The following is a 20,344-nucleotide window of genomic DNA, read 5'->3' as shown; positions in this document are numbered from 1 at the left end:
CGAGGGGGCGATCCAAATGAAACAACGGCCGGCGAATATCCGGCCGGTTAGCGGGGAGGGGAAACGCAGATGGCTTTGACGCATGCGGGCAAGGTGTTCGTGGTCTGCGTGGCCGTATTCGGCGTAGCCGCGTACTGGCTCGCGTCGCGCATGGTGCGCCGCCAGACCGGCGGCAAGCGTGGGGCAGGCGGCGCGGTCGCATTCTGGTGGCTCGTGTGCTTTTGCCTCGTATCGCTGTTTTTCCCGTTCGCGTACTGGATCGGCGACGAACTCTACGAACTGGCGGTGTCGCCGAAATACGAGGCGACCGTCGTGTCCTACCAGTCCGAGTGGGATACCTGTGAGCGCCGCGACAGCAGCGGGCGCACCGAAAAATATCGGTGCATCAAGTACACGTCGATACTGGAAGCCGTGATGCCGGATGGCGAGCGGGTCGTGCTGCCCGGCAACATTCGCTCGGGCAGCGTGCCGGAGATCGGCGAGCGCGTCGATGTCGTGCTGCCGCAGGGCGCGAATCAGCTGCACGAGCGCAGTGTGCGCAGTGTCGGCCTGCTGGCCGGCGGCGCGCTGATGGTCGCGATGATCGGGTACTTCCTCTACCTGATCGCGGCGTACGGCGCCGGCCGGAACCTCGACGGCGCGGCCCGTTTCGGCGTGGCGGTGGTCATGAACGCGCTCGTGCCGCTCGGTGCGCTGCTGATGGAAATCGGGTTCCTGAGCGTGCCTTACCGCTACTGGGCGCGGGGGAATACGGAACAGTGGCCGGTGTGGGTGCTGGCGCTCTGCCTGCTGTTCGCGCTGGCGCTGCTGCCGTTGCTGCTCGTCTACGCGCGAACCGCATGGCGTGCGGTCGTGAAGTGACGGATGCGGCGGGGCGGTTGTGCCATCATGTCCGCACCGACAACCGCCAGGAGACGGTCGTGGAAATTCATTCGCAGTGGACCTTCGATTGCCAGCCCGAGCATGTCTGGCCGCATTTCCTCCATGCCCGGATGGACGACACGCGGCCGCTGCTGTTCCGCCTTGGCGTGCCGAAGCCGGTCAGTTGCCGCGTGCTCGAGGGCGTGCCGGCCGTCGGCAACACGCGGCAGTGCACGACCGATCGCGGCACCATCGACCAGCGGATCCTGGTGCTCGACGAAAATCGCCGGCTGCGTTACCGGATGGTGTCGTCGACGGTCTGGTGCCGCAACTGGGTCGGCCTGCTCGAGGACGAATTCACGCTGACGCCGCTCGAAGGCGGCAGGACACGCGTCGAACGGCGCACCGTGTTCAGCGCGCGCGGCTTCCTGAAACCGGTTCGTCAGATCGGCCTGTGGCTGGCGCTGCAGCAGGCTCACCGATATGCGGCGCGCAACTGGCGGCGTCTCGCGAGCGCGGCGAAGGGGCGTGCCGTCGCGCTGGAACCGGCGGCCTGACCGGGGGCGCGACCCCCCGCGCGTTAAATCGAGACCTGCCGGCCCAGATCGACGACCTGATCGGCCGGCACGCGCAGATAATCCGTGACCCGCGTGCAGTTGCGCAGCATCAGCGCGAACGCCCGCTCGATCCAGCACGGAATGCCTTGCCCGTCGTCCCTGCTGGTCACGCGCTCCATGCCGATGAAATAGGTCAGCGCGGCCGGGTCGAGCGGGCAGCCGTGCCGGCTTGCGATCTGCGTCATCAGAGCCGGCAGATCGGCGCGTTCCATGAACCCGTAAGTCGCGGTCACCGTCCAGTAGCCCGGCACGGGCTCCGCGATCGCGATCCGGTTGGCGGCATCGATCCAGGGTGTCGACGCGATATCGAGCGTCACGGCGAGCACGTTGCGTTGGAGCGCCAGGCTGTGCCTGACGTACCAGAGCAGCACCGGCGGCACGCCGTCCTTCGCGCGGGTCAGGAAAACCGCGGTGCCGGGCACGCGTGCGAGGGCGTCGCCGGTCGAGCGCATGAATGCATCGACAGAAACCGGGTTCTCGGCGAGCCGGCCGGTGACCGCCGTCACGCCGCGATGCCAGACATACATGACGAGATACACGAGCGCGGCGAGGAGCAGCGGCACATAACCGCCGTCGAAGAGTTTGAGCACATTCGACGTGAAGAACGCGGTGTCGAACGTGAAGAACAGCGCGGCCACCGCGCCGCTGGCGGCAAGGTTCCAGCCCCAGATCTCGCGCATCGCGATGAACAGCAGCACGGTGGTCATCAGCATCGTGGCGGATACCGCGATGCCGTAGGCGGCGGCCAGGTTGTCCGACTTGCGGAACAGGAGCGCGAGGCCGATCGTGACGATCATCAGCGTCCAGTTGACCGCGCCGATGTAGATCTGCCCGTAGCCCTCCTGCGACGTCTGCACGATCTTCATGCGCGGCATCCATTCGAGCTGGATCGCCTGGCGCGTCATTGAAAACGCGCCGGTGATGATCGATTGGCTGGCGATCACGGTCGCAACCGTCGACAGGATCACGAGCGGCAGCGTGAGCGACCCGGGGCAGAGGCGATAGAAGATGTTGCCGCTGGTGGGCGCGCCGGACAGGACGAGCGCGCCCTGGCCCGCGTAGTTGAGCACCAGGCTCGGAAACACGAGCGCGCCCCACGCGAACTTGATCGGCTTCGGGCCGAAATGCCCCATGTCCGCGTACAGCGCTTCGGCGCCGGTGACGCAGAGGAATACGCCGCCGAGCACGAGAAAGCCGGTGCCGCCGCTATGCAACAGGTAGTGGATGCCGTGTACCGGATTGAGCGCCCACAGGATCGCCGGATGGCGCACGATGCCGGAGAGGCCGAGCACGGCCATCACGACGAACCACAGGGCCATGATCGGGCCGAACGCGCGGCCGATCTTCGCGGTCCCGAGCGGTTGCACCGCGAACAGCGCAAGCAGGATCACGACGGCCAGCGGCAGTACGTACGGCTCCAGCGTCGGCTCGACGAGCGTCAGCCCCTCGAGCGCGGACAGCACGGAAATCGCCGGCGTGATCGCGCCGTCGCCATAGATCAGCGCCGCGCCGAACAGGCCGGCCGCGACGATCAGCGGACGCTTGTGCCGCTTCACGCCGAGCAGGGCCATCAGCGCGAGGATGCCGCCTTCGCCGTCGTTGTCGATCCGCATCGCGAACCCGGCGTACTTGACGGTCGTGACGACGATCAGGGTCCAGACCAGCAGCGACACGACGCCGAAGATGGTTTCCGGGTTCGTGCCGCCGGTCAGGTCGAGCACCGTCTTGAAGGTGTAGAGCGGGCTCGTGCCGATGTCGCCGAACACGACACCCAGCGCACCGATTCCGCTGGCGAGCAGCCATGGCGATTTGCGTTGATTCGACATGCGGATCCTTGGTTTCGAGAGGGGCGCGCCGGATCACCGGTCGTTGCGGCCCGTGCGATGCGCACCATGATCGGTGCATCGCGCGTCGGCGATGTGACCGCGCGTCCCGCGAGACGGCGAAGTATCCCGCATGACGCGCGCTTCGCGGACACTGTGCGTGCCGTACGTCGGCCGCGTGCGGCATTCTGTGCCTTTGCAACGGCCAGGCAGGCGGGGCGGGAGCGCACTGTATTCTGCAATCCTTTGCATCCGTATGGCGACGTGCAAAGGATTTGTCAGGTGCATGAAGGCAACGCGAGTGCGCCGCTCGACTTCAACGGAAGGTTTTCTCGAGGGCGGGGGCGAGCGGACGGCCCGATGTCGTCCGCCGTATCAGGGATGCGCGCGGCGCCGGGCCATCCTGTCGGGTTCGAGCCGTGGCGGCCCGTTCAAGGTTGCCGTGGTGACGGCCGAGGTCCGGTCATTGTCCCGATTCGCGCCGGCTTTCTTCATCGACGGTGTAGATGGCCTCGGGAACGGCTTCGAGCCGCCCGATCGGAATCGGATCGCCGCTTTCGTCGGAGTATCCGTAGGTGCCGTCCGCGATCTTTTCCAGCGCGCGCTGGATGTCGGCGATCCGGTGCACGTTGACGTTTCGCAGCGCCTGGTTCGCGACGTCCTGTTCGAGCGTCTGCGCGTCGTCCTCGCGTTCCTCGGCCTCCGCACCGGTCGTTTCCTGTTGTTGCCGCTCCTGCGCGAGGGTGTTTTCCTCGCCGCCGAGCACTTGCCGCTGCAAGGCCTCGAGCCGCTGACGCTGCCTGGCGATAAACGCTTCGTTCAGGCCGTTGGGTTGTTCGTCCATGTTCGTTCTCCGGTGGGGGCTGCCAGAAATCGATGCCAACCGTCGGAACACGATCGGCGACGATGCATTCTCGATCATGTCGCGGCCGCGGACAAGCCGCAGCGCGGGAGGGCCGGACGCTATGCGTAATAGATTTGACCGATATCCGTGTCGCGCGCCTGGCCCTTGCGTTCGGCCTCGATGCGGGCGTCGGCGAAATCGCGTGTGCACAGATCCGGGCGGCCCAGCGCATTCAGGATGCCCGACGTGCGCCACGCCGGCAGCCAGTCGGACCATGAAAGCCGTACGCCGATGACCAGGGCCAGCAGGACGCCCATCATCAGCGGCCCGCCCAGCAGCATGAGCAGGTCGAGCTCGAGGTCGGAAAACCCGCCGTCGCCGGTCCAGAGCACCAGGATCATCATCGGGACGACCAGGCAGTTCACGCCGATGAACGACCATTTCCAGGCCAGCCACAGCGTGTGCGTCAGGCCGGCCAGCCCCGTATTGCCGCAGGCGTAATCCATCGCCAGATAGCGCCGGTCGGGAGACGACAGCGCAAACAGGCGGCCTTGCCGGTTGATGACGGCCACGACCTCGTCGCCGACGTCGAAGCATTGCCCACCCAGGAAGCCGCGATACGTTTGCCCGCCGATTTCGATTTCCACCGGAAGTTTGGCCAGGATGATCCTGCCGTTCTTGCCGACGGTCACGGACGCGTTCTGCGACACGTAGGTCTTGCTATCGCGGATATTCGCGTACGACCACGTGGCCGGGTGCGCGATCTTGTCGGCGTCGGCATCCAGTTTCGCGAGGATGCTGTCTTCGCTGGTTTGCTGAAACACCAGCGCATTGGCGGCGGCGCCGTTGCCGGTCAGGGCCGCCATGATCGGCACCACGTTGTGCGTGAACCAGTAGCCGAGCGAGCGCTTCCTGGCTTCCGGGTCCACCGGCCGTATCGGATGGCCTTCGGAACTGTCCTGATCGGGGCGCTCCAGGAAGCGCAGCGCGGTCAGTTTGCCTTCTACCAGATGCAGCGGAGATGACATGCGGGCAGGCGAATCGGAAAGGGCAATGGTTGCGGAGTCTACCAGTCGCCGGGGCCGCCGTGCGGTCTGTCGCGCGGCGCGCCCGGCGCACGCATCGCTCAACCCGGGCAGCCCAGCCGGTCCGCGAGTTCGTTCAGGTCCTTGACGTCGAAGTCCCACTTGTCGTCGGCTTGCAGGTCGGTCGTCTGGCCGGGCCCGTGTTCGGTCGGCCGCAGCACGAACGCGGTCGACAGCCCCTGCCGGCGCGCGGCCGCGAGATCGCCGTTGTGCGCGGCGACCAGGCACAGCTCGGCCGGTTCGATGCCGAGAATCTCGACGGTATCGCTGTACACCTGCGGCGACGGCTTGTACGCGCGGACGATTTCCGCGCCGAGGATCGCATCCCACGGCAGCCCCGCGCGTTTCGCGACGTCGACCATCAGCCGGATGTTGCCGTTCGACAGCGGCGCGATGATGAAGCGTCGCTTCAGCCGCTGCAGCGCGGCGACGGCGTCGGGCCACGGGTCGAGGCTGTGCCACGCGAGGTTGAGCGCGTCGATGGCGGCGTCGGGCACGTCGACGATCCCGTAGCGGTCGAGTGTGCGCACGAGGTTCTCGCGGTGCAGGACGTCGAGCCGCACGTAGCGGCGGCGCCCGCTGCGGATTTCTTCCATCGACGGCGAATATTCGGCCCGCCACGCATCGGCGAATTCGAGCGGGTCGAGGGCCGGTGCGTGGCGATCGAGGAACGCGGCGGCGCCGCGTGCGACACCGTTTCTCCAGTCGACGATCGTTCCGAAGACATCGAAAACGAGCGCCTTGATTTCGGCAGGGTTCGTCATGGTGATCCTGTGAAGGTCAATCGATGAGGGCACACATCGCCGTGCCGCGCGCGATGCGCGACGCCGGTTCGATCAACATTGAATCACGGATACGAAAACGCGGCCCGGCCGGCCGCGATGCCATCCCGGTCGCGCCGGAACGCAGGAACAGGGCATGGGCGCGCGCGGCGGCCGGACACGACCGGACACCGCGCGCGCCGCGCCGGTCAGCTCTTGTCGTACGAGAACTGGATGCCGGCCGTGCCGCCGGTTTCGATGAACAGGTCGATGAACGCAGGCACGGTGGCGCTGCGCGCCCAGTCGCGCTGCAATTCGCAGAACAGCTGCGCGACGCTGATCATCTGGCCGCCCGCTTGCTCGATGCGGCGCAGTGCGGCTTCGTGAGCGGCGACCGACGTGCCGCCGACCGCATCGACCACCACATAGACCTCGTAACCGGCCTTCAGCGCGTCGAGCGCCGGGAACGTCAGGCACGCTTCGGTCCACAGCGCGGTCATGATCAGTTTCTTGCGGCCGGTCGCTTCGACGGCCTTGCGGAATTCGACGTCCTCCCACGAGTTGATGCTCGTGCGGTCGTAAGTCGGATAGCCTTCGAGCGCCTTGCGCAGTTGCGGGATCGGCGGCTTGTTCAGGCCCGTCTTCACGTTCACGGTCGAGTGGACGATCGGCAGGTCGTACGCGACGGCCGCCTTCGACGCGCCGACGATGTTGTTGATCAGCAGCTGGCGATCCATCGACGCGATGGAGTTCACCTGGACCGGCTGGTAATCGATGACGATGAACGCCGCGTTCTGCGGGGTGAGCAGGTGGTCGTTCGCGGGGTCGCGAATCGGTTCGCTTGCCATGGTTGCCTCCAGTGACGGTGCGGGAAGTGAGGGGGGAACTCCAAGCTTAGTGAATCGTCCGGTCTGGCGATGGAGCCGACTGAGAAAATTCCCCGCCGCCGCGACCCGCTCGATCCACGTTGAAACAGGATGCTATGCGTGCAACAACCGGCGTTCCAGTCCCTTAAAATGCCGTCAGTGTTCTATGGATGGAACAATCATGGATGACCTGAACGACCTCTACTATTTCGTGAAGGTGGTCGAACACGGCGGGTTCACGCAGGCCGGGCGTGCGCTGGATGTGCCGAAATCGACGCTGAGCCGGCGCATCGCCGCGCTGGAAGCGAAGTACGACGTGCGGTTGCTGCAGCGTACGACGCGTCATTTCACCGTCACGGAAACCGGGCGCGAATTCCACGAGCGCTGCCTCGCGGTGCTGGTCGAAGCCGACGCCGCGCGCGAGGTGATCGAGCGCCGGCACGCGGAGCCGCGCGGCATCGTTCGCGTCAGTTGCCCGACCGCGCTGCTCGAATATCGCGTGAGCGAACTGGTCGCGCGCTTCATGGCGATTCATCCGCAGGTGCAGGTGCATCTCGAGGCGACCAACCGCCGCGTCGACCTGCTGAGCGAAGGGTTCGACCTCGCGCTGCGGGTGCGCTTCCCGCCGCTGGAGGACAGCGATCTCGTGATGCGCGTGCTCGCCGACAGCCCGCAGCGGCTGGTGGCCGCGCCGCATTGGCTGGACGGGCGCGCGGCGCCGTCGGATCCCGCCGAACTGGCCGGCGTGCCGAGTCTCGACTGGGGGCCGCCGCGGCATCACATGTGGCAGCTGGTCGGGCCGAACGGCGAGCACGCGCAGTTGCGCCATCATCCGCGCTTCGTCACCGACGACATGCACGCGCTGCGCGACGCGGCGATCCATGGCGTCGGCATCGTGCAGTTGCCGTGCATGGTCGTCGAGGACGACCTGCGCGACGGCACGCTGGTCGACGTGCTGCCCGGCTGGGCGCCGAAGGGCGGCGTGGTGCATGCGGTGTTTCCGTCGCGGCGCGGGTTGCTGCCGCGCGTGCGGCTGCTGATCGATTTCCTCGCCGAACACATCCGGAAGGATTGACGCTCGACCGGATGCTCGCGCAAGCGCCGCGCCGCGAGTTCGCCCCGCATGTGTGCCGGCGCGATGCATCGCCGCCGCGAGCGTGTCGGTCACGGCCGCGTCCAACGCATTGGAGGCCATGACGCGCACGGATCCCTGCGCCGGCGATTGAACGCGTACGGAAGCGGGGCACCGCCACAATCTGACGAACGGCTTGCGAATGCGTCGCGCGCGAGGCGCGACCTTGCGCGGGGCGGTCGCGCCGCGTGCAAGTCTTTCGGCGAGCTGACTGTCGGCATGCAAATGCCGCACCGACCGCGCGTAAGCCCTGATGCGCGTGGACGCGCGGGTGGTCACGGATTGGTGTTAAATGTATTTCGGCGCGCGTTGGCACCGCGTGCAATACGGGGCGCACCGGGCATCGGCGTATACCCGGAGCGAAAAACGGCACGAAGGATCGAAAACGAATCGGGCGCATCAGACCCGATCGGACAGACGGCAGGATTCATCTTGAATACCGAACCGCAAAGTTCTCGTTACAGTCTCGGGCTCGCGGCGGAAGTGCTCGCGTCCGAGCAAAGCGTGCTGAGGCTGATCACGCGTAACACACCGCTGCCGGAGCTGCTTGTCGAGGTCTGCCGGCGCGCCGAGGCTTTGCTCGGCGAAGGCGCGTCGTGCACGATCCTGCTGCTCGATACCGACGGTGTGCACGTGCACGTCGGCGCCGCGCCGTCGCTGCCCGCACAGTACAGCGCGGCGATCGAAGGCGCGTCGATCGGGCCGGTGGCCGGCTCCTGCGGCACGGCGATGTACCTGCGCCGGATGGTCGCCGTCGAAGATATCGAAACCGATCCCCTGTGGGCCGACTACCGTTCCATTGCATTGCCGCTGGGCTTGCGCGCGTGCTGGTCGGTGCCGTTCCTCGACGACGCAGGCGTCGTGCTCGGCGCGTTCGCCGTCTATCACCGCATGCCGCGCCGGCCGAGCGACGAGGAAACCGAACTGTTGCGCGACATCGGCAACAGCGTCGGCCTTGCGGTGCACCAGGACCGGATCGCGCGACAGCTCGCGCGCAGCGAGGAACATCACCGGCTCGTGGTCAACAGCCTGAACGAAGGGATACTCGTCGTGTCGCGCGATGGCGTCGTGGTCGCGAGCAACCCGAGTGCGAACCGGATGATGCGCGTGAAGGGCGACCTCGTCGGCCGCCGGCTGTCGACGGTGATCCTGCGCAAGCTGCACGAGGACGGCACGCCGATCGCGCCCGACGACTGGCCGAGCCGGCGCGCGCTCGAAACGGCTACGCCGATGCTCGACTACACGGTCGGCTTCGGCCTGGCGGACGGCGACATCATCTGGGTGCGCGGCAACGCGGTGCCGATCGTGAAGCCGGGCGAGAAGCAGGCCGACTCGGTGCTCGTGTCGTTCAACGACATCGGCCCCGTGCGCGAAGCGCAGCAGCAGTTGCGCTACCTGGCGACGCGCGATGCGCTGACGGGCCTCTACAACCGCCGCTGGCTCGGCGACCGCATGCGCGAGCTGTTCGGCGGGCACGATGCGGCGGGCGGGCCGGCGCGCGTCGCGATCCTGTTCATCGATCTCGTCGGCTTCAAGAAGGTCAACGACACGGCCGGCCATGACGCGGGCGACGCGCTGCTGCGCAGCGTCGCGGCGCGACTCGCGGCCTGCGGGGGCGGCCAGCATGCGCTTACGCGCGTCGGCGGCGACGAGTTCGTGATCCTCGTCGACGACTGCGACGATCCCGACCGGCTCGCGGTGCTCGCGCGCGAGGTGATCGACGCGATCGCGAAGCCGTTCGCGATCGCGAACAACGAATACTGGCTCGGCGTGTCGATCGGGATCAGCGTCGCGCCGCGCGACGGCGACGATGCCGTCACGCTGATGCGCAACGCCGATTCCGCGATGTACGACGCGAAGCAGCGCGGCCGCAACCACTTCACGTTCTTCACCGCGCAGCTCAACCTGCGGCTGCAGCGCCGCTTCGCGATCGAGCAGTCGCTGCGGCGCGCGCTCTCGTCGGACATGCTGCGCCTCGCGTATCAGCCCGTCGTCGACGCGCGCAGCGGCCGCACCGTCGGCGCCGAGGCGCTGCTGCGCTGGACGAGCCCGGAGCTCGGGCCGATGTCGCCGGCGGAGTTCATTCCGGTCGCGGAAGACACGGGGCTGATCGTCGCGATCGGCCAGTGGGTGCTCGAAACCGCGTGCCGGCAGGCGGCCGAATGGCGCCGCACGATCGCGCCCGACCTGATGCTGGCCGTCAACCTGTCGCCGCGGCAGTTCCACGAAGGCCTCGTCGAGTCGGTTGATCGCTGCCTCGCGCAGACGCGGCTCGATCCGTCCGCGCTCGAGCTCGAGATTACAGAAGGACTACTGATGAACGACACGGACACCGTGCTGCCGATGCTCGAGGCGCTCACGGACATGAACGTGCGGATCTCGGTCGACGATTTCGGCACCGGTTATTCGTCGCTCGCCTACCTGAAGCGCTTTCCGCTGCACAACCTGAAGGTCGACCGCTCGTTCGTGTCGGGCGTGCCCGATCATCACGATTCGGTGGCGATCACGCAGGCCGTCGTCGCGATGGCGCATTCGCTCGGGATGAAGGTCACGGCCGAAGGGGTCGAGACGCAGGCGCAGTCGTGGTTCCTGCAGCAGATCGGCTGCGACATGCAGCAGGGCTACCTGTTCAGCCGCCCACTGGACCCGAACGACTACGCGCGCCGGCTCGGCGCCGTGTGAGCGCGGCGCCGAGCCGGCGTTCGGCGTTCAGTCGACGCGCGGCGCGCCGAAGCCGCCGGGGACGGGCGGTGTCGGCGTCGCATCGATCTCGACGCGGTTCTTGCCCTCGTGCTTCGCGCGATAGAGCGCGCGGTCGGCCGCTTCGATCAGCACGGTCGTCGGCAGGCCGGGCATCGGCACGAGGGTCGCGCCGCCGATGCTGATCGTCACGGTGTTGCCCGTCGACGAATGCGCGTGCCGCAGCCGCAGCGCCTCGACCGCGAGCCGGATCTTCTCGCCGAGCAGCCGCGCGGCGCCCGGCGACGTGGCCGGCATCACGACCGCGAATTCCTCGCCGCCGAAACGCGCGGCGAGATCCCCCGACTGGCCGAGACAGCGCTCGATGGTCGACGCGATCTGCTTGAGCACGCTGTCGCCCGACACGTGCCCGTAGGTGTCGTTGTACAGCTTGAAATTGTCGACGTCGATCATCAGCAGCGACAGCTCGCTGCGCTCGCGCGTGCCGCGCCGCCATTCGGCGGCGAGGTATTCGTCGAGATAGCGGCGGTTCGACAGCCCGGTGAGGCCGTCCGAATGCGTGAGGCGCCGCAGCTCGAGATTGGCTTCGAGCAACTGCTGCTGCGATTGCCGCAGCGCGCGATAGGCCTCGTCGCGCTGCAGCAGGTTCATGTACGAGCGCGAGTGGTAGCGCACGCGCGCGACGAGCTCGATGCGGTCGGGGAGCTTCACGAGGTAGTCGTTCGCGCCGGCCGCGAAGGCGGCGCTCTTGATCACGGGCTCTTCCTGCGTCGACAGCACGATGATCGGCACGTCGCGCGTCGCCGGATTCGTCCGGTACGTTTTCACGAGGCTCAGCCCGTCGGTGCCGGGCATCACGAGGTCCTGCAGGATCACCGTCGGCCGCGTCTCGATCGCGGTGGCCATCGCGTCGTCCGAACGCGGGCAGTAGTGGAAATCGATGCCTTCCTCGTCGACGAGCGCGCGCCGCACGGCTTCCGCGACGATCGTCTGGTCGTCGACCAGCAGCACCATCGCCGGCACGTCGGCGGGCGGCGTGTAGGGGCCGCCTGGCGGGCGAGTCAGGTCAAAGCTCATGGTCGATGCGGGTTGTTGCGAGGGCAGGCATGGGTGTTGCGCGTGTTCATCGGGCTCAGATCCGCGCGAGCGCCGCCAGCTCGCCCGCGATGCGCCCGAGCGGCAGGATCGCGCGCGCCGCGCCGAGCGTCGCGGCCGCCTTCGGCATGCCGTATACGGCGCTCGTCGCCTCGTCCTGCGCGATCGTATGGTAGCCCTTCATCCGCAGCGCCTTCAGGCCGATTGCGCCGTCGCGGCCCATCCCCGTGAGCAGCACGCCGATCACGCGGCCGGGCCAGTGCTCGGTCAGGCTGTTGAAGAACACGTCGACCGACGGGCGATACGGCGTGGCGGCCGGTTCTCGCGTGTATTCGAGCGTGCCGGCGCGCGTGATGCGCAGGTGATCGTCGGTCGCGGCGAGCAGCGCGACGCCCGGCTGCGGGCGGTCGCCTTCGCACGCGACGCGCACGGCGATCCGCGTCTGGCCGTCGAGCCATTGCGCCATGCCTTCGGCGAACGCGCGGTCGACGTGCTGCACGATCACGATCGGCGCATTGAAATCGGCCGGCAGGCCGCCGAGGATCGACGCGAGCGCGCCGGGGCCGCCGGCCGATGCGCCGATCGCGATCAGCGGGCCGCCGCCGGTGCGCGGGGGCGTGCCGGCGAGGCGCGCGCCGCCGGGTGCGTCGAGCAGGCGGCCGATCTGGTCGATCTTCGCGAGCAGGAGCCGGGTCGTGTCGCCGGCCGAGCCGTCGCCGAGCCGCGGCGTATCGACCGCATCGAGTGCGCCGGCGCCCATCGCCTCGAACACGCGCCACGCATTCGCGCCGATGCAGCTCGTCACGATCAGGATCGCGCACGGTCGTTCGGATCGCATGATCCGCCGCGTCGCTTCGATCCCGTCGAATTTCGGCATGACCAGGTCCATGAGCACGACATCGGGCGGCTGCGACGCGCAGAGTTCGACGGCCTGCGCGCCGTCGGTCGCGACCCACAGCACGCGGTGCTCGGGCCGTCGCGCAATCGCGCGGCGCATCGCCTCGACGGCAAGCGGGAGGTCGTTGACGATGCCGATGTTCACAAGCGGAATTCTCCGGTCGGTTCGTAATGTTGGAGGTGGGCCGGGTTCATGGAAGGGGCTGCCTGTTCGGCGCCGCCGGGCTGCATTGGCGGCCGGACGGCACGGCATTCTTTTCGGTTGGCGACGCCCCGAATGCTGTCATGCGGCGCGGGCGGCGGCAATCGAAAAATGAGCGCATTGCGCCGTTTCAGTGCGTTTCCTCTATGACGATGCGGTGTGTCGGGACAGGAGCGGAGCCGGGCCCGCTCGCGCGTGCGGGCCCGGCCACGCGATTTCGGCACGGCAGGCCGCGCAAGCACGCATGTTACCGTGGCGGTTTCGCTGAATAAGACGGGGAGAATGCTGGATGACCGTGCCCGACACCGTACTCGTCAGCCGCGACCCGTATGCGCCGATCGTGATCGAGCGCGACGGCCGGCTGCTGTACCGGATCTACATCGAGAGCGGCCACGCGTCGTTCCATCGCGATTTCCCGGTCGACCCCGACGCGGTGCGCGTGCTGCGCGACGACGCCGAGCGCTATTACTTCCTGTTCGCGGCGCTTCACCATCCGTACCAGTTGAGCGCGACGAACCTGTCCGACGCGGAACGCGAACGCACCTTCCGCACGATCCTGTTTGCCGGCCGCGACGAAGTCGAAGCCTTCATGACGGAACTCGACCGCGCCAGCAACGGCGCGGTCGCGAACCTGCTGAGGATCTTCACGCAGGCCGACTACCGGCAACTGCGTGCGGGCCGGTGGTTCGACATGGGCGCCGCTACGCCGGCCGCGTAGCGCCCGCGCAAGCCCGTCATCCGCTTCAACGGGAGCGGGCGGAAACCGGCCGCGCACCGGATGCGCGGCCGCGCCGTCAATGGCTGCGCGCGTACCCCTGGATCAGTGCGCGCATCATGCCTTCGACCGTCGCGTCGAGCAGGTCGGTTTCCTGCTCGGACTCCTCGACGAGCGCGGCGTACGCGGTCGCGAGCGTCACGCGATCGACCTCATGGCGTTGCTCCATCAGCGTCACCATCCCGTCCTTCGCCAGATGAGCGGAGAACGCGCGGCTGCCGATGGTCTGGAATACGTCAATCATGGCGGCTCTCCCGTCCGTTGCCGATGCTTTCCAGTTTAGTCGGCGCACCGGGGCTCCGCCACGCGTGCCGGCCCGTCACACGCCGCTCTCCGGGGCGGGAACGCGCGTGCCGCGACCGGCGCGCCCGCACCGGCCGGCCGACCGCCGATTCCTCGGATGAGACACCGCCGGCCCATGGCCCGGGCGCGGTGCCCGCATGCTTCAACGTTTACCCGAGGCAGCAAATTGTCGACTTTTTATCGATAAAGTCTCGTGTTAGATTTCGCCGTCAGAGCCCGGTCCAAACCGGGCAGGCGGCGCGTTGCCAAGGCGCCGCGCGTCCGATACAAGGAGGAGCAATGCTGGTGCTGATTGGGGTGCCGATCGTCGTGATCGGTTTTGCGCTGCGCTTCAATGCGCTGCTGGTGGTCACGATCGCGGGGCTCGCGACGGGGCTCGCGGGCGGGCTGAATCTCGTCGACATCGTCAGCGCGTTCGGCAAGGCATTCACTGAAAACCGCTACATGGGGCTCATCTGGCTGACGCTGCCGGTAATCGCGCTGCTCGAACGCAACGGGCTCAAGGAGCAGGCGAAGCGGATGATCTCGCGCGTGCAGGCGGCTACCACCGGCCGCGTGCTGATGCTGTACTTCGTGCTGCGCCAGGCGACGGCCGCGCTCGGCCTCACGTCGCTCGGCGGCCATGCGCAGATGGTGCGGCCGCTGATCGCGCCGATGGCCGAGGCCGCCGCGGTGAACCGGCACGGCGCGCTGCCCGAGGCGGTGCGCCAGCAGATTCGCGCGCATGCGTCGGGCGTCGACAACATCGCCGTGTTCTTCGGCGAGGACATTTTCATCGCGATCCAGTCGATCCTGCTGATCAAGGGCTTTCTCGAACAGAACGGGATCGTCGTCGAGCCGTTGCACGTGTCGGTGTGGGCGATCCCGAGCGCGATCGCCGCGCTGCTGATCCACTGCACGCGCCTCGCGCTGCTCGACCGGCGCCTGACGCGCGGTTTCGGCCTGCTGAAGCAGGAGGGCGCGCGATGATCGGCCTCGAATCGCTGTACACGCTCGCGGGGCTGATGTTCGCCGCGTTCGCGTGCTTCAACCTGACCGACCGCACGAACCCGCGCCGCATCGTCAATTTCGCGTTCTGGGCGATCTACGCGGTCACGTTCCTGTTCGGCGGGCTGCTGCCGCATTTCGTGACGGGCTGCCTCGCGATCGGGCTCGCGCTGATCGCCGGTTCGGGCAAGCTCGGGCGCGGCAAATCCGATGAAGCCGGCGAAGCCGCGGCCGTGCGCCGCGAGACGCTCGCACAGCGTTTCGGCAACCGGCTGTTCCTGCCCGCGCTGCTGATTCCGGTCGTCACGCTGATCGGCACGTTCGCGCTGAAGGGCGTGCCGTTCGTCGACCAGAAGAGCGTGACGCTGATCTCGCTCGTGCTCGGCACGCTCGTCGCGTTCGCCGTCGCGCTCGCGATGCTGCGCGACTCGCCCGTGCATGCGGTGAAGGAGGCACGCCACACAATGGACGCGGTCGGCTGGGCCGCGATCCTGCCGCAGATGCTCGCGGCGCTCGGTGCGCTGTTCGCGGTCGCGGGCGTCGGCGGCGTGGTGTCGGGGCTCGTGAAGGAGTGGGTGCCGATCGATTCGCCGTTCGCGGTGGTCGCGGCCTACACGGTCGGCATGGCGCTGTTCACGATGATCATGGGCAACGGCTTCGCCGCGTTCCCGGTGATGACGGCCGGCATCGGCCTGCCGCTGATCGTCCACCAGTTCCACGGCAACCCGGCGATCGTCGGCGCGATCGGGATGCTGAGCGGCTTCTGCGGTACGCTGATGACGCCGATGGCCGCGAACTTCAACATCGTGCCGGCGGCGCTGCTCGAACTGAAGGACAAGAACGGCGTGATCAAGGCGCAGTGGCCGACAGCCGTGCTGCTGCTCGCCGTGAACACGCTCCTGATGTATGCGTTCGTATTCCGCTTCTGACGAGACCCTCATGACCGACCGACTCACCCCCGAACTCGCGTCGAAATTCGCGTCGCTCGCGCTCGCGCACCTGGCCCGCGAATATCCGAACAAGCTCACGCATTCGCTCGCCGGCCCGCAGGACGTGCAGGGGCCGCGCGCGCTGCACCCGATCTTCTACGGCAGCTACGACTGGCACTCGTGCGTGCACGGCTACTGGCTCGTGCTGCGCGTGCTCGAACGCTACCCGGCATTGCCGGAGGCCGAACGCATCGTCGCGACCGTCGATGCGCACTTCACCGATGCGAACGTCGCCGGCGAGCGCGCGTACCTCGCGCTGCCGCACAACAGCGGCTTCGAGCGGCCGTACGGCTGGGCGTGGCTGCTCGCGCTTGCCGCGCAACTCGAGCGGCTGGCGCTGAGGGGCATGCTGCCGCAGGCCGCGCGCTGGGCGAAGACGATGGCACCGCTCACCGACCTGTTCGTGTCGCGCTTCGAGACGTTCCTGCCGAAAGCGACCTATCCGCTGCGCGTCGGCACGCACTTCAACACCGCGTTCGCACTGGCGCTCACGCTCGACTTCGCACGCGACACGCAGCGCGACGGGCTCGCGGCGCTGATCGTCGATACTGCGAAGCGCTGGCACCTGGACGATGTCGCGTGCCAGGCGTGGGAGCCGTCGGGCGACGAATTCCTGTCGCCCGCGCTGATGGAAGCCGAGCTGATGCGGCGCGTGCTGCCGGCCGCCGAATTCGACGGCTGGTTCGCGCGCTTCCTGCCCGATCTCGCGCGCGGCGAGCCGGCGACGCTGTTCGAGCCGGCGACGGTCAGCGATCGCAGCGACGGCAAGATCGCGCATCTCGACGGGCTGAACCTGAGCCGTGCGTGGTGCCAGCGTGCGCTCGCCGGTGCGCTGCCGGAAGGCGATGCGCGGCGCGCGAAGCTGCTCGATGCGGCCAGCCGGCACCTTACGAGCGCGCTCGCGCACGTGGCCGGCGACTACATGGGCGAGCACTGGCTCGCGACGTTCGCGTTGCTGGCGCTGGAGGCTTAGAAACGCGGCATGCTGCATGCAGCACGCGCGGCACGCAGCACGCGCGGCACGCAGCACGCGGCATGCAGCACGCAGCAGCAGCAGCAGCAGCACGCAGCATGCAGCATGCGGCATGCGGCGCACGGCGCACGAAACCCCGCCGGCGACAGGGGTTTCGATGCACGGCTATACTCGCCGCTCGGGCCGCTTCGCGCAGCATGCATCGCGCGAAGCGGCCATCCGCCAGTTCGCCGCTTTTCCAATGAACAAGCTCATTTCCTATGTCGCGGCGATTCACGGGCTCGCCGGCCCGGTGTCGATCGTGTCGCACGCGACGTCGCATGACCGCTGGACCGACGACGACGTCGAGGTCACGCGCGACGAAACCGAATACCGCTTCGACAACGGCGCGATCGTGCGCCGCTCGGTCGAGCAGGACCGCGCGCCGTCCGACCTGCTGTGCGCCGAATGCTGGATCGATTACGACGTGCTGCGTCATCCCGATGCGCAGCCGATTACCCCGTCGCGGCTGACGTTCGACAACGCGTGCCGCGAGACTTTCTGGCTGCGTTATCACCTCGCGTGACTGCGTGATTGCACTTCCTGAGTGCCTGAGTGCCTGAGTGCCTGAGTGCCTGAGTGCCTGAGTGCCTGAGTGCCTGAGTGCCTGACTGCATGAGCACATGAGCACATGAGCACATGAGCACATGAGCACATGAGCTCGCAGCCGCCTCACCCCGGCAGCACGCTATCGGCCCCATGCAGCAGCGGCGCCAGTCGCGTGGCCGCGTCGCGCATCTTCGGCACGTTCTCCAGCAAATCGTTGAGCGTCGCGCGCGCGGTCGGCGCATGCACGGCAAGCGCCGCGAGCACGCGGCCGCTTGCTGCATCCTTCACCGGCACCGCAACCGCCACCATCCCGCGTACGAATTCCTCATTGTCGATCCCGACGCCGCGCACGGCGAGCCGGTCGAGTTCAGCCGCGAGCAGTTGCGCATCGGCCAGCGTCCGGTAGGTCATCTTCTTCAGCGTGAGCCGCGCGAGCATCGCGTTGCGCTCCAGCGCATTCATCTGCGACAGGAACAGCTTGCCGCTCGCCGTGCAATGCAGCGGCACGCGCATGCCGGGCCGCATCTCGAGCCGCAGCGGCTCGGTCGTCTCGACGCGTTCGACGTACAGCACCGTGTCGCCGTCGAGCGCGGTGAGGTTGCAGGTCTCGCCGAGCACGTCGACGAGCGCGCGCAGCACCGAGCGGCAGCCGCGCGTGAAGGTGTTGTTCGACAGTGCCGCGAGCGCAAATTGTGCGGCGCGCGGGCCGAGCGCGATGCCGCGGTCGTGGCCGCGTGAGTCGGGCATGTGGATCACGTAGCCGCGTGTTTCGAGCGATTCGATCAGCCGCAGCAGCGTCGCCTTCGGGATATGCAGCCGCGCGGCGAGCTGCGACAGCGTGTACGGCTGGCCGGCCGACGCGAGTGCTTCGAGCACGGCGAGCGCGCGCAGCACGCGTGCGTCGTCGGCGGGCGCGCCATCGGGCGGCGCGGGGGCGGTTTCGCGCATATGTCTCCTCCGTCGGGATCGGCGTGCGTCCCGGGATGGTGTGTGCGATGGAAATGAAACGAATTGACCGGTTTTTGTACCACATTCGCCGTGTGGACAATAAATCGGCTTGTATGCGTTCCGTGTGCTCAATAAATTTGGACAAAACATACCGGATTTTTCCAATACCCCGGAACGGAGACACGGAATGACAAGCAGCTTCGACTATGTCGTGGTCGGCGCGGGATCGGCCGGTTGCGTCCTCGCCAACCGGCTGTCCGACGGCGGACGCCATACGGTGTGCCTGCTGGAAGCCGGCCCCGCCGACCACTCCATGTGGATCCACGTGCCGATCGGTTATGGCAAGACGATGTTCCACCCCGTGTACAACTGGGGCTTCCACACCGATCCCGATCCGAACATGCACAACCGCCGGCTGTACTGGCCACGCGGCCGCACGCTCGGCGGCTGCAGCTCGATCAACGGGCTGATCTACGTGCGCGGGCAGCAGCAGGACTACGACCATTGGGCCGCGCTCGGCAATCGCGGCTGGAGCTGGCGCGAGTGTTTGCCGTATTTCCGCAAGCTCGAACACAACACGCTCGGCGAAGGGCCGACGCGTGGCACCGGCGGCCCGCTGTGGGCTTCCGCGATCCGGCAGAGGCACGAACTTGTCGATGCGTTCGTCGCCGCGTCGAACCGGCTCGGCGTGCGCACGGTCGACGATTTCAACACGGGTGACCAGGAAGGCGTCGGCTACTACCAGCTCACCACGCGCAACGGGCTGCGCTGCTCGACGGCGGTGGCCTACCTGAAACCCGCGCGCGGGAGGCCGAACCTGCATGTGGAAACCGATGCGCAGGCGCTGAAGGTGCTGTTCGACGGCGCGCAGGCGTCCGGCGTGCGTTACGTCCAGCACGGCAAGGTTCACGAGGTGCGTGCGTTGCGCGAGGTGATCCTCGCGGCCGGCGCGCTGCAGTCGCCGCAACTGCTGCAGGTGTCGGGCGTCGGGCCGGCCGCGCTGCTGGGCCGGCACGGGATTCCGGTCGTCGCCGATCGCAAGGGTGTCGGCGAGAACCTGCAGGATCATCTGCAGATTCGTCTGATCTACGAAGTGACGAAGCCGATCACCACCAACGACGAGCTGCATTCGTGGATCGGCCGCGCGAAGATGGGGCTGCAATGGGCGCTGTTCCGCGGCGGCCCGCTCGCGATCGGCATCAACCAGGGCGGGATGTTCTGCCGTGCGCTGCCGGACGAATCGGCGACGCCCGACATCCAGTTCCATTTCTCGACGCTGTCGGCCGATTCGGCGGGCGGCAGCGTGCATCCGTTTCCCGGCTGCACGTATTCGATCTGCCAGCTGCGGCCCGAATCGCGCGGTACCGTGCGAATCCGCAGCGACGATGCGCGCGACGCGCCGTCGATCCAGCCGAACTATCTCGACACCGAGCGCGACCGCCGCACGACGGTGGCCGGCGTGCGCTTCGCGCGACGCGTCGCGGCCGCCGAGCCGATGGCGCCGCTGATGAAGCGCGAGGTGCGGCCGGGCGCGGACGCGCAGACGGACGACGAGCTGCTCGAGTTCTGCCGGGAATACGGGCAGACGATCTTTCATCCGTCCGGCACCGCGAAAATGGGCGTCGCGAGCGATCCGCTCGCGGTCGTCGACGAGCGGTTGCGCGTGTACGGCACGCGCGGGTTGCGCGTGGTCGACTGCTCGATCATGCCGACCCTCGTATCGGGCAATACCAACGTGCCGATCGTGATGGTCGCCGAGAAGGCGTCCGACATGATCCTCGAGGACGCGCGCGCGACCGATCGCGGCCGCAGCGTCGCGCCGGCCGCCGAGGCGCTCGCGTAGGGCATCGTCACGCATCCACCCGCGTGGCCCGTGCTCCTGCGCCCGGACGGCCGCC

Annotated in this window: 19 protein-coding genes; 10 read left to right on the top strand and 9 right to left on the bottom strand. The window is 67.7% G+C overall.

The window, feature by feature from the left end; all coding sequences use genetic code 11:
- The first annotated feature begins 69 nt into the window (after nt 1–69).
- Together HAV18_RS05325 and HAV18_RS05320 are read left to right on the top strand one after the other, a co-directional pair.
- Nucleotides 70–861 (top strand): uracil permease, encoded by a 792-nt coding sequence (locus tag HAV18_RS05325; RefSeq protein ID WP_166953479.1) that lies wholly within the window; start codon nt 70–72, stop codon nt 859–861.
- A 59-nt stretch (nt 862–920) separates the two neighbouring features.
- Complete coding sequence (locus tag HAV18_RS05320) at nt 921–1,418, top strand: SRPBCC family protein (protein WP_166953477.1); 498 nt, start codon at nt 921–923, stop codon at nt 1,416–1,418.
- Nucleotides 1,419–1,441: 23 nt separating this feature from the next.
- Here HAV18_RS05320 and HAV18_RS05315 read toward each other — a convergent pair whose 3' ends face one another.
- The 5 genes from HAV18_RS05315 to HAV18_RS05295 form a co-directional block, all read right to left on the bottom strand.
- Nucleotides 1,442–3,304, bottom strand: a complete 1,863-nt coding sequence (locus HAV18_RS05315) for a potassium transporter Kup (protein ID WP_166953475.1) — start codon at nt 3,302–3,304, stop codon at nt 1,442–1,444.
- Nucleotides 3,305–3,764: 460 nt separating this feature from the next.
- Complete coding sequence (locus tag HAV18_RS05310) at nt 3,765–4,145, bottom strand: TraR/DksA family transcriptional regulator (RefSeq protein WP_166953473.1); 381 nt, start codon at nt 4,143–4,145, stop codon at nt 3,765–3,767.
- A 119-nt stretch (nt 4,146–4,264) separates the two neighbouring features.
- Nucleotides 4,265–5,173, bottom strand: a complete 909-nt coding sequence (locus HAV18_RS05305; protein ID WP_166953471.1) for a hypothetical protein — start codon at nt 5,171–5,173, stop codon at nt 4,265–4,267.
- 98 nt (nt 5,174–5,271) lie between these two features.
- Nucleotides 5,272–5,994 (bottom strand): haloacid dehalogenase type II, encoded by a 723-nt coding sequence (locus HAV18_RS05300; protein WP_166953469.1) that lies wholly within the window; start codon nt 5,992–5,994, stop codon nt 5,272–5,274.
- Nucleotides 5,995–6,200: 206 nt separating this feature from the next.
- A complete protein-coding gene (locus tag HAV18_RS05295) occupies nt 6,201–6,839 on the bottom strand; it encodes a hydrolase (protein ID WP_166953467.1) in 639 nt (212 codons plus the stop codon).
- 199 nt (nt 6,840–7,038) lie between these two features.
- On the opposite strand from HAV18_RS05295, the gene HAV18_RS05290 reads away from it, so the two are divergent.
- Together HAV18_RS05290 and HAV18_RS05285 are read left to right on the top strand one after the other, a co-directional pair.
- Entirely contained in the window at nt 7,039–7,932 is an 894-nt protein-coding gene (locus HAV18_RS05290; RefSeq protein WP_166953465.1) for a LysR substrate-binding domain-containing protein, read from the top strand.
- Between the two features lie 489 nt (nt 7,933–8,421).
- The gene (locus HAV18_RS05285; RefSeq protein ID WP_166953463.1) at nt 8,422–10,671 is read left to right on the top strand and encodes a bifunctional diguanylate cyclase/phosphodiesterase; all 2,250 of its coding nucleotides are present in this window, start codon (nt 8,422–8,424) and stop codon (nt 10,669–10,671) included.
- A 27-nt stretch (nt 10,672–10,698) separates the two neighbouring features.
- On the opposite strand, the gene HAV18_RS05280 is transcribed toward HAV18_RS05285, so the two are convergent.
- Both HAV18_RS05280 and HAV18_RS05275 read right to left on the bottom strand, forming a co-directional pair.
- Nucleotides 10,699–11,766 carry a diguanylate cyclase domain-containing protein gene (locus HAV18_RS05280; RefSeq protein ID WP_166953460.1) on the bottom strand — a complete coding sequence of 356 codons (1,068 nt, stop codon included), beginning with the start codon at nt 11,764–11,766 and terminating at the stop codon, nt 10,699–10,701.
- 55 nt (nt 11,767–11,821) lie between these two features.
- Complete coding sequence (locus tag HAV18_RS05275; RefSeq protein ID WP_166953458.1) at nt 11,822–12,826, bottom strand: chemotaxis response regulator protein-glutamate methylesterase; 1,005 nt, start codon at nt 12,824–12,826, stop codon at nt 11,822–11,824.
- A 346-nt stretch (nt 12,827–13,172) separates the two neighbouring features.
- Between HAV18_RS05275 and HAV18_RS05270 the strand changes: the two genes are divergently transcribed.
- A complete protein-coding gene (locus HAV18_RS05270; protein WP_166953456.1) occupies nt 13,173–13,601 on the top strand; it encodes a hypothetical protein in 429 nt (142 codons plus the stop codon).
- 76 nt (nt 13,602–13,677) lie between these two features.
- Here HAV18_RS05270 and HAV18_RS05265 read toward each other — a convergent pair whose 3' ends face one another.
- Nucleotides 13,678–13,902 (bottom strand): hypothetical protein, encoded by a 225-nt coding sequence (locus tag HAV18_RS05265; protein WP_011355611.1) that lies wholly within the window; start codon nt 13,900–13,902, stop codon nt 13,678–13,680.
- A gap of 338 nt (nt 13,903–14,240) precedes the next feature.
- Here HAV18_RS05265 and HAV18_RS05260 point away from each other — a divergent pair, with 338 nt between their 5' ends.
- The 4 genes from HAV18_RS05260 (at nt 14,241) to HAV18_RS05245 (ending at nt 17,475) form a co-directional block, all read left to right on the top strand.
- Nucleotides 14,241–14,930, top strand: coding sequence for a DUF969 domain-containing protein (locus HAV18_RS05260; protein WP_166953454.1), 690 nt, complete (start codon nt 14,241–14,243; stop codon nt 14,928–14,930).
- Nucleotides 14,927–15,877: a DUF979 domain-containing protein gene (locus HAV18_RS05255; RefSeq protein ID WP_166953452.1), complete on the top strand. Its 951-nt coding sequence runs from the start codon at nt 14,927–14,929 to the stop codon at nt 15,875–15,877. Before HAV18_RS05260 ends, HAV18_RS05255 begins: the two co-directional genes overlap by 4 nt.
- 10 nt (nt 15,878–15,887) lie before the next feature.
- On the top strand, nt 15,888–16,910 hold the full coding sequence (locus HAV18_RS05250) for a DUF2891 domain-containing protein (RefSeq protein WP_166953450.1): 1,023 nt from the start codon (nt 15,888–15,890) through the stop codon (nt 16,908–16,910).
- A 157-nt stretch (nt 16,911–17,067) separates the two neighbouring features.
- Nucleotides 17,068–17,475: a hypothetical protein gene (locus tag HAV18_RS05245; protein WP_243771540.1), complete on the top strand. Its 408-nt coding sequence runs from the start codon at nt 17,068–17,070 to the stop codon at nt 17,473–17,475.
- Nucleotides 17,476–17,621: 146 nt separating this feature from the next.
- Here the strand turns inward: HAV18_RS05245 and HAV18_RS05240 are convergent, their stop codons facing one another.
- A complete protein-coding gene (locus HAV18_RS05240; protein WP_166953449.1) occupies nt 17,622–18,446 on the bottom strand; it encodes an IclR family transcriptional regulator in 825 nt (274 codons plus the stop codon).
- 187 nt (nt 18,447–18,633) lie between these two features.
- On the opposite strand from HAV18_RS05240, the gene HAV18_RS05235 reads away from it, so the two are divergent.
- Nucleotides 18,634–20,289 (top strand): GMC family oxidoreductase, encoded by a 1,656-nt coding sequence (locus HAV18_RS05235; RefSeq protein ID WP_166953446.1) that lies wholly within the window; start codon nt 18,634–18,636, stop codon nt 20,287–20,289.
- Nucleotides 20,290–20,344: the final 55 nt, after the last annotated feature.

The sequence above is a fragment of the Burkholderia sp. D-99 genome (genome assembly GCF_011605345.1).
GTDB lineage: Bacteria > Pseudomonadota > Gammaproteobacteria > Burkholderiales > Burkholderiaceae > Burkholderia.
Note: the sequence above shows the minus strand (reverse complement) of the source record. Positions and strands in the feature narration are given on the sequence as shown.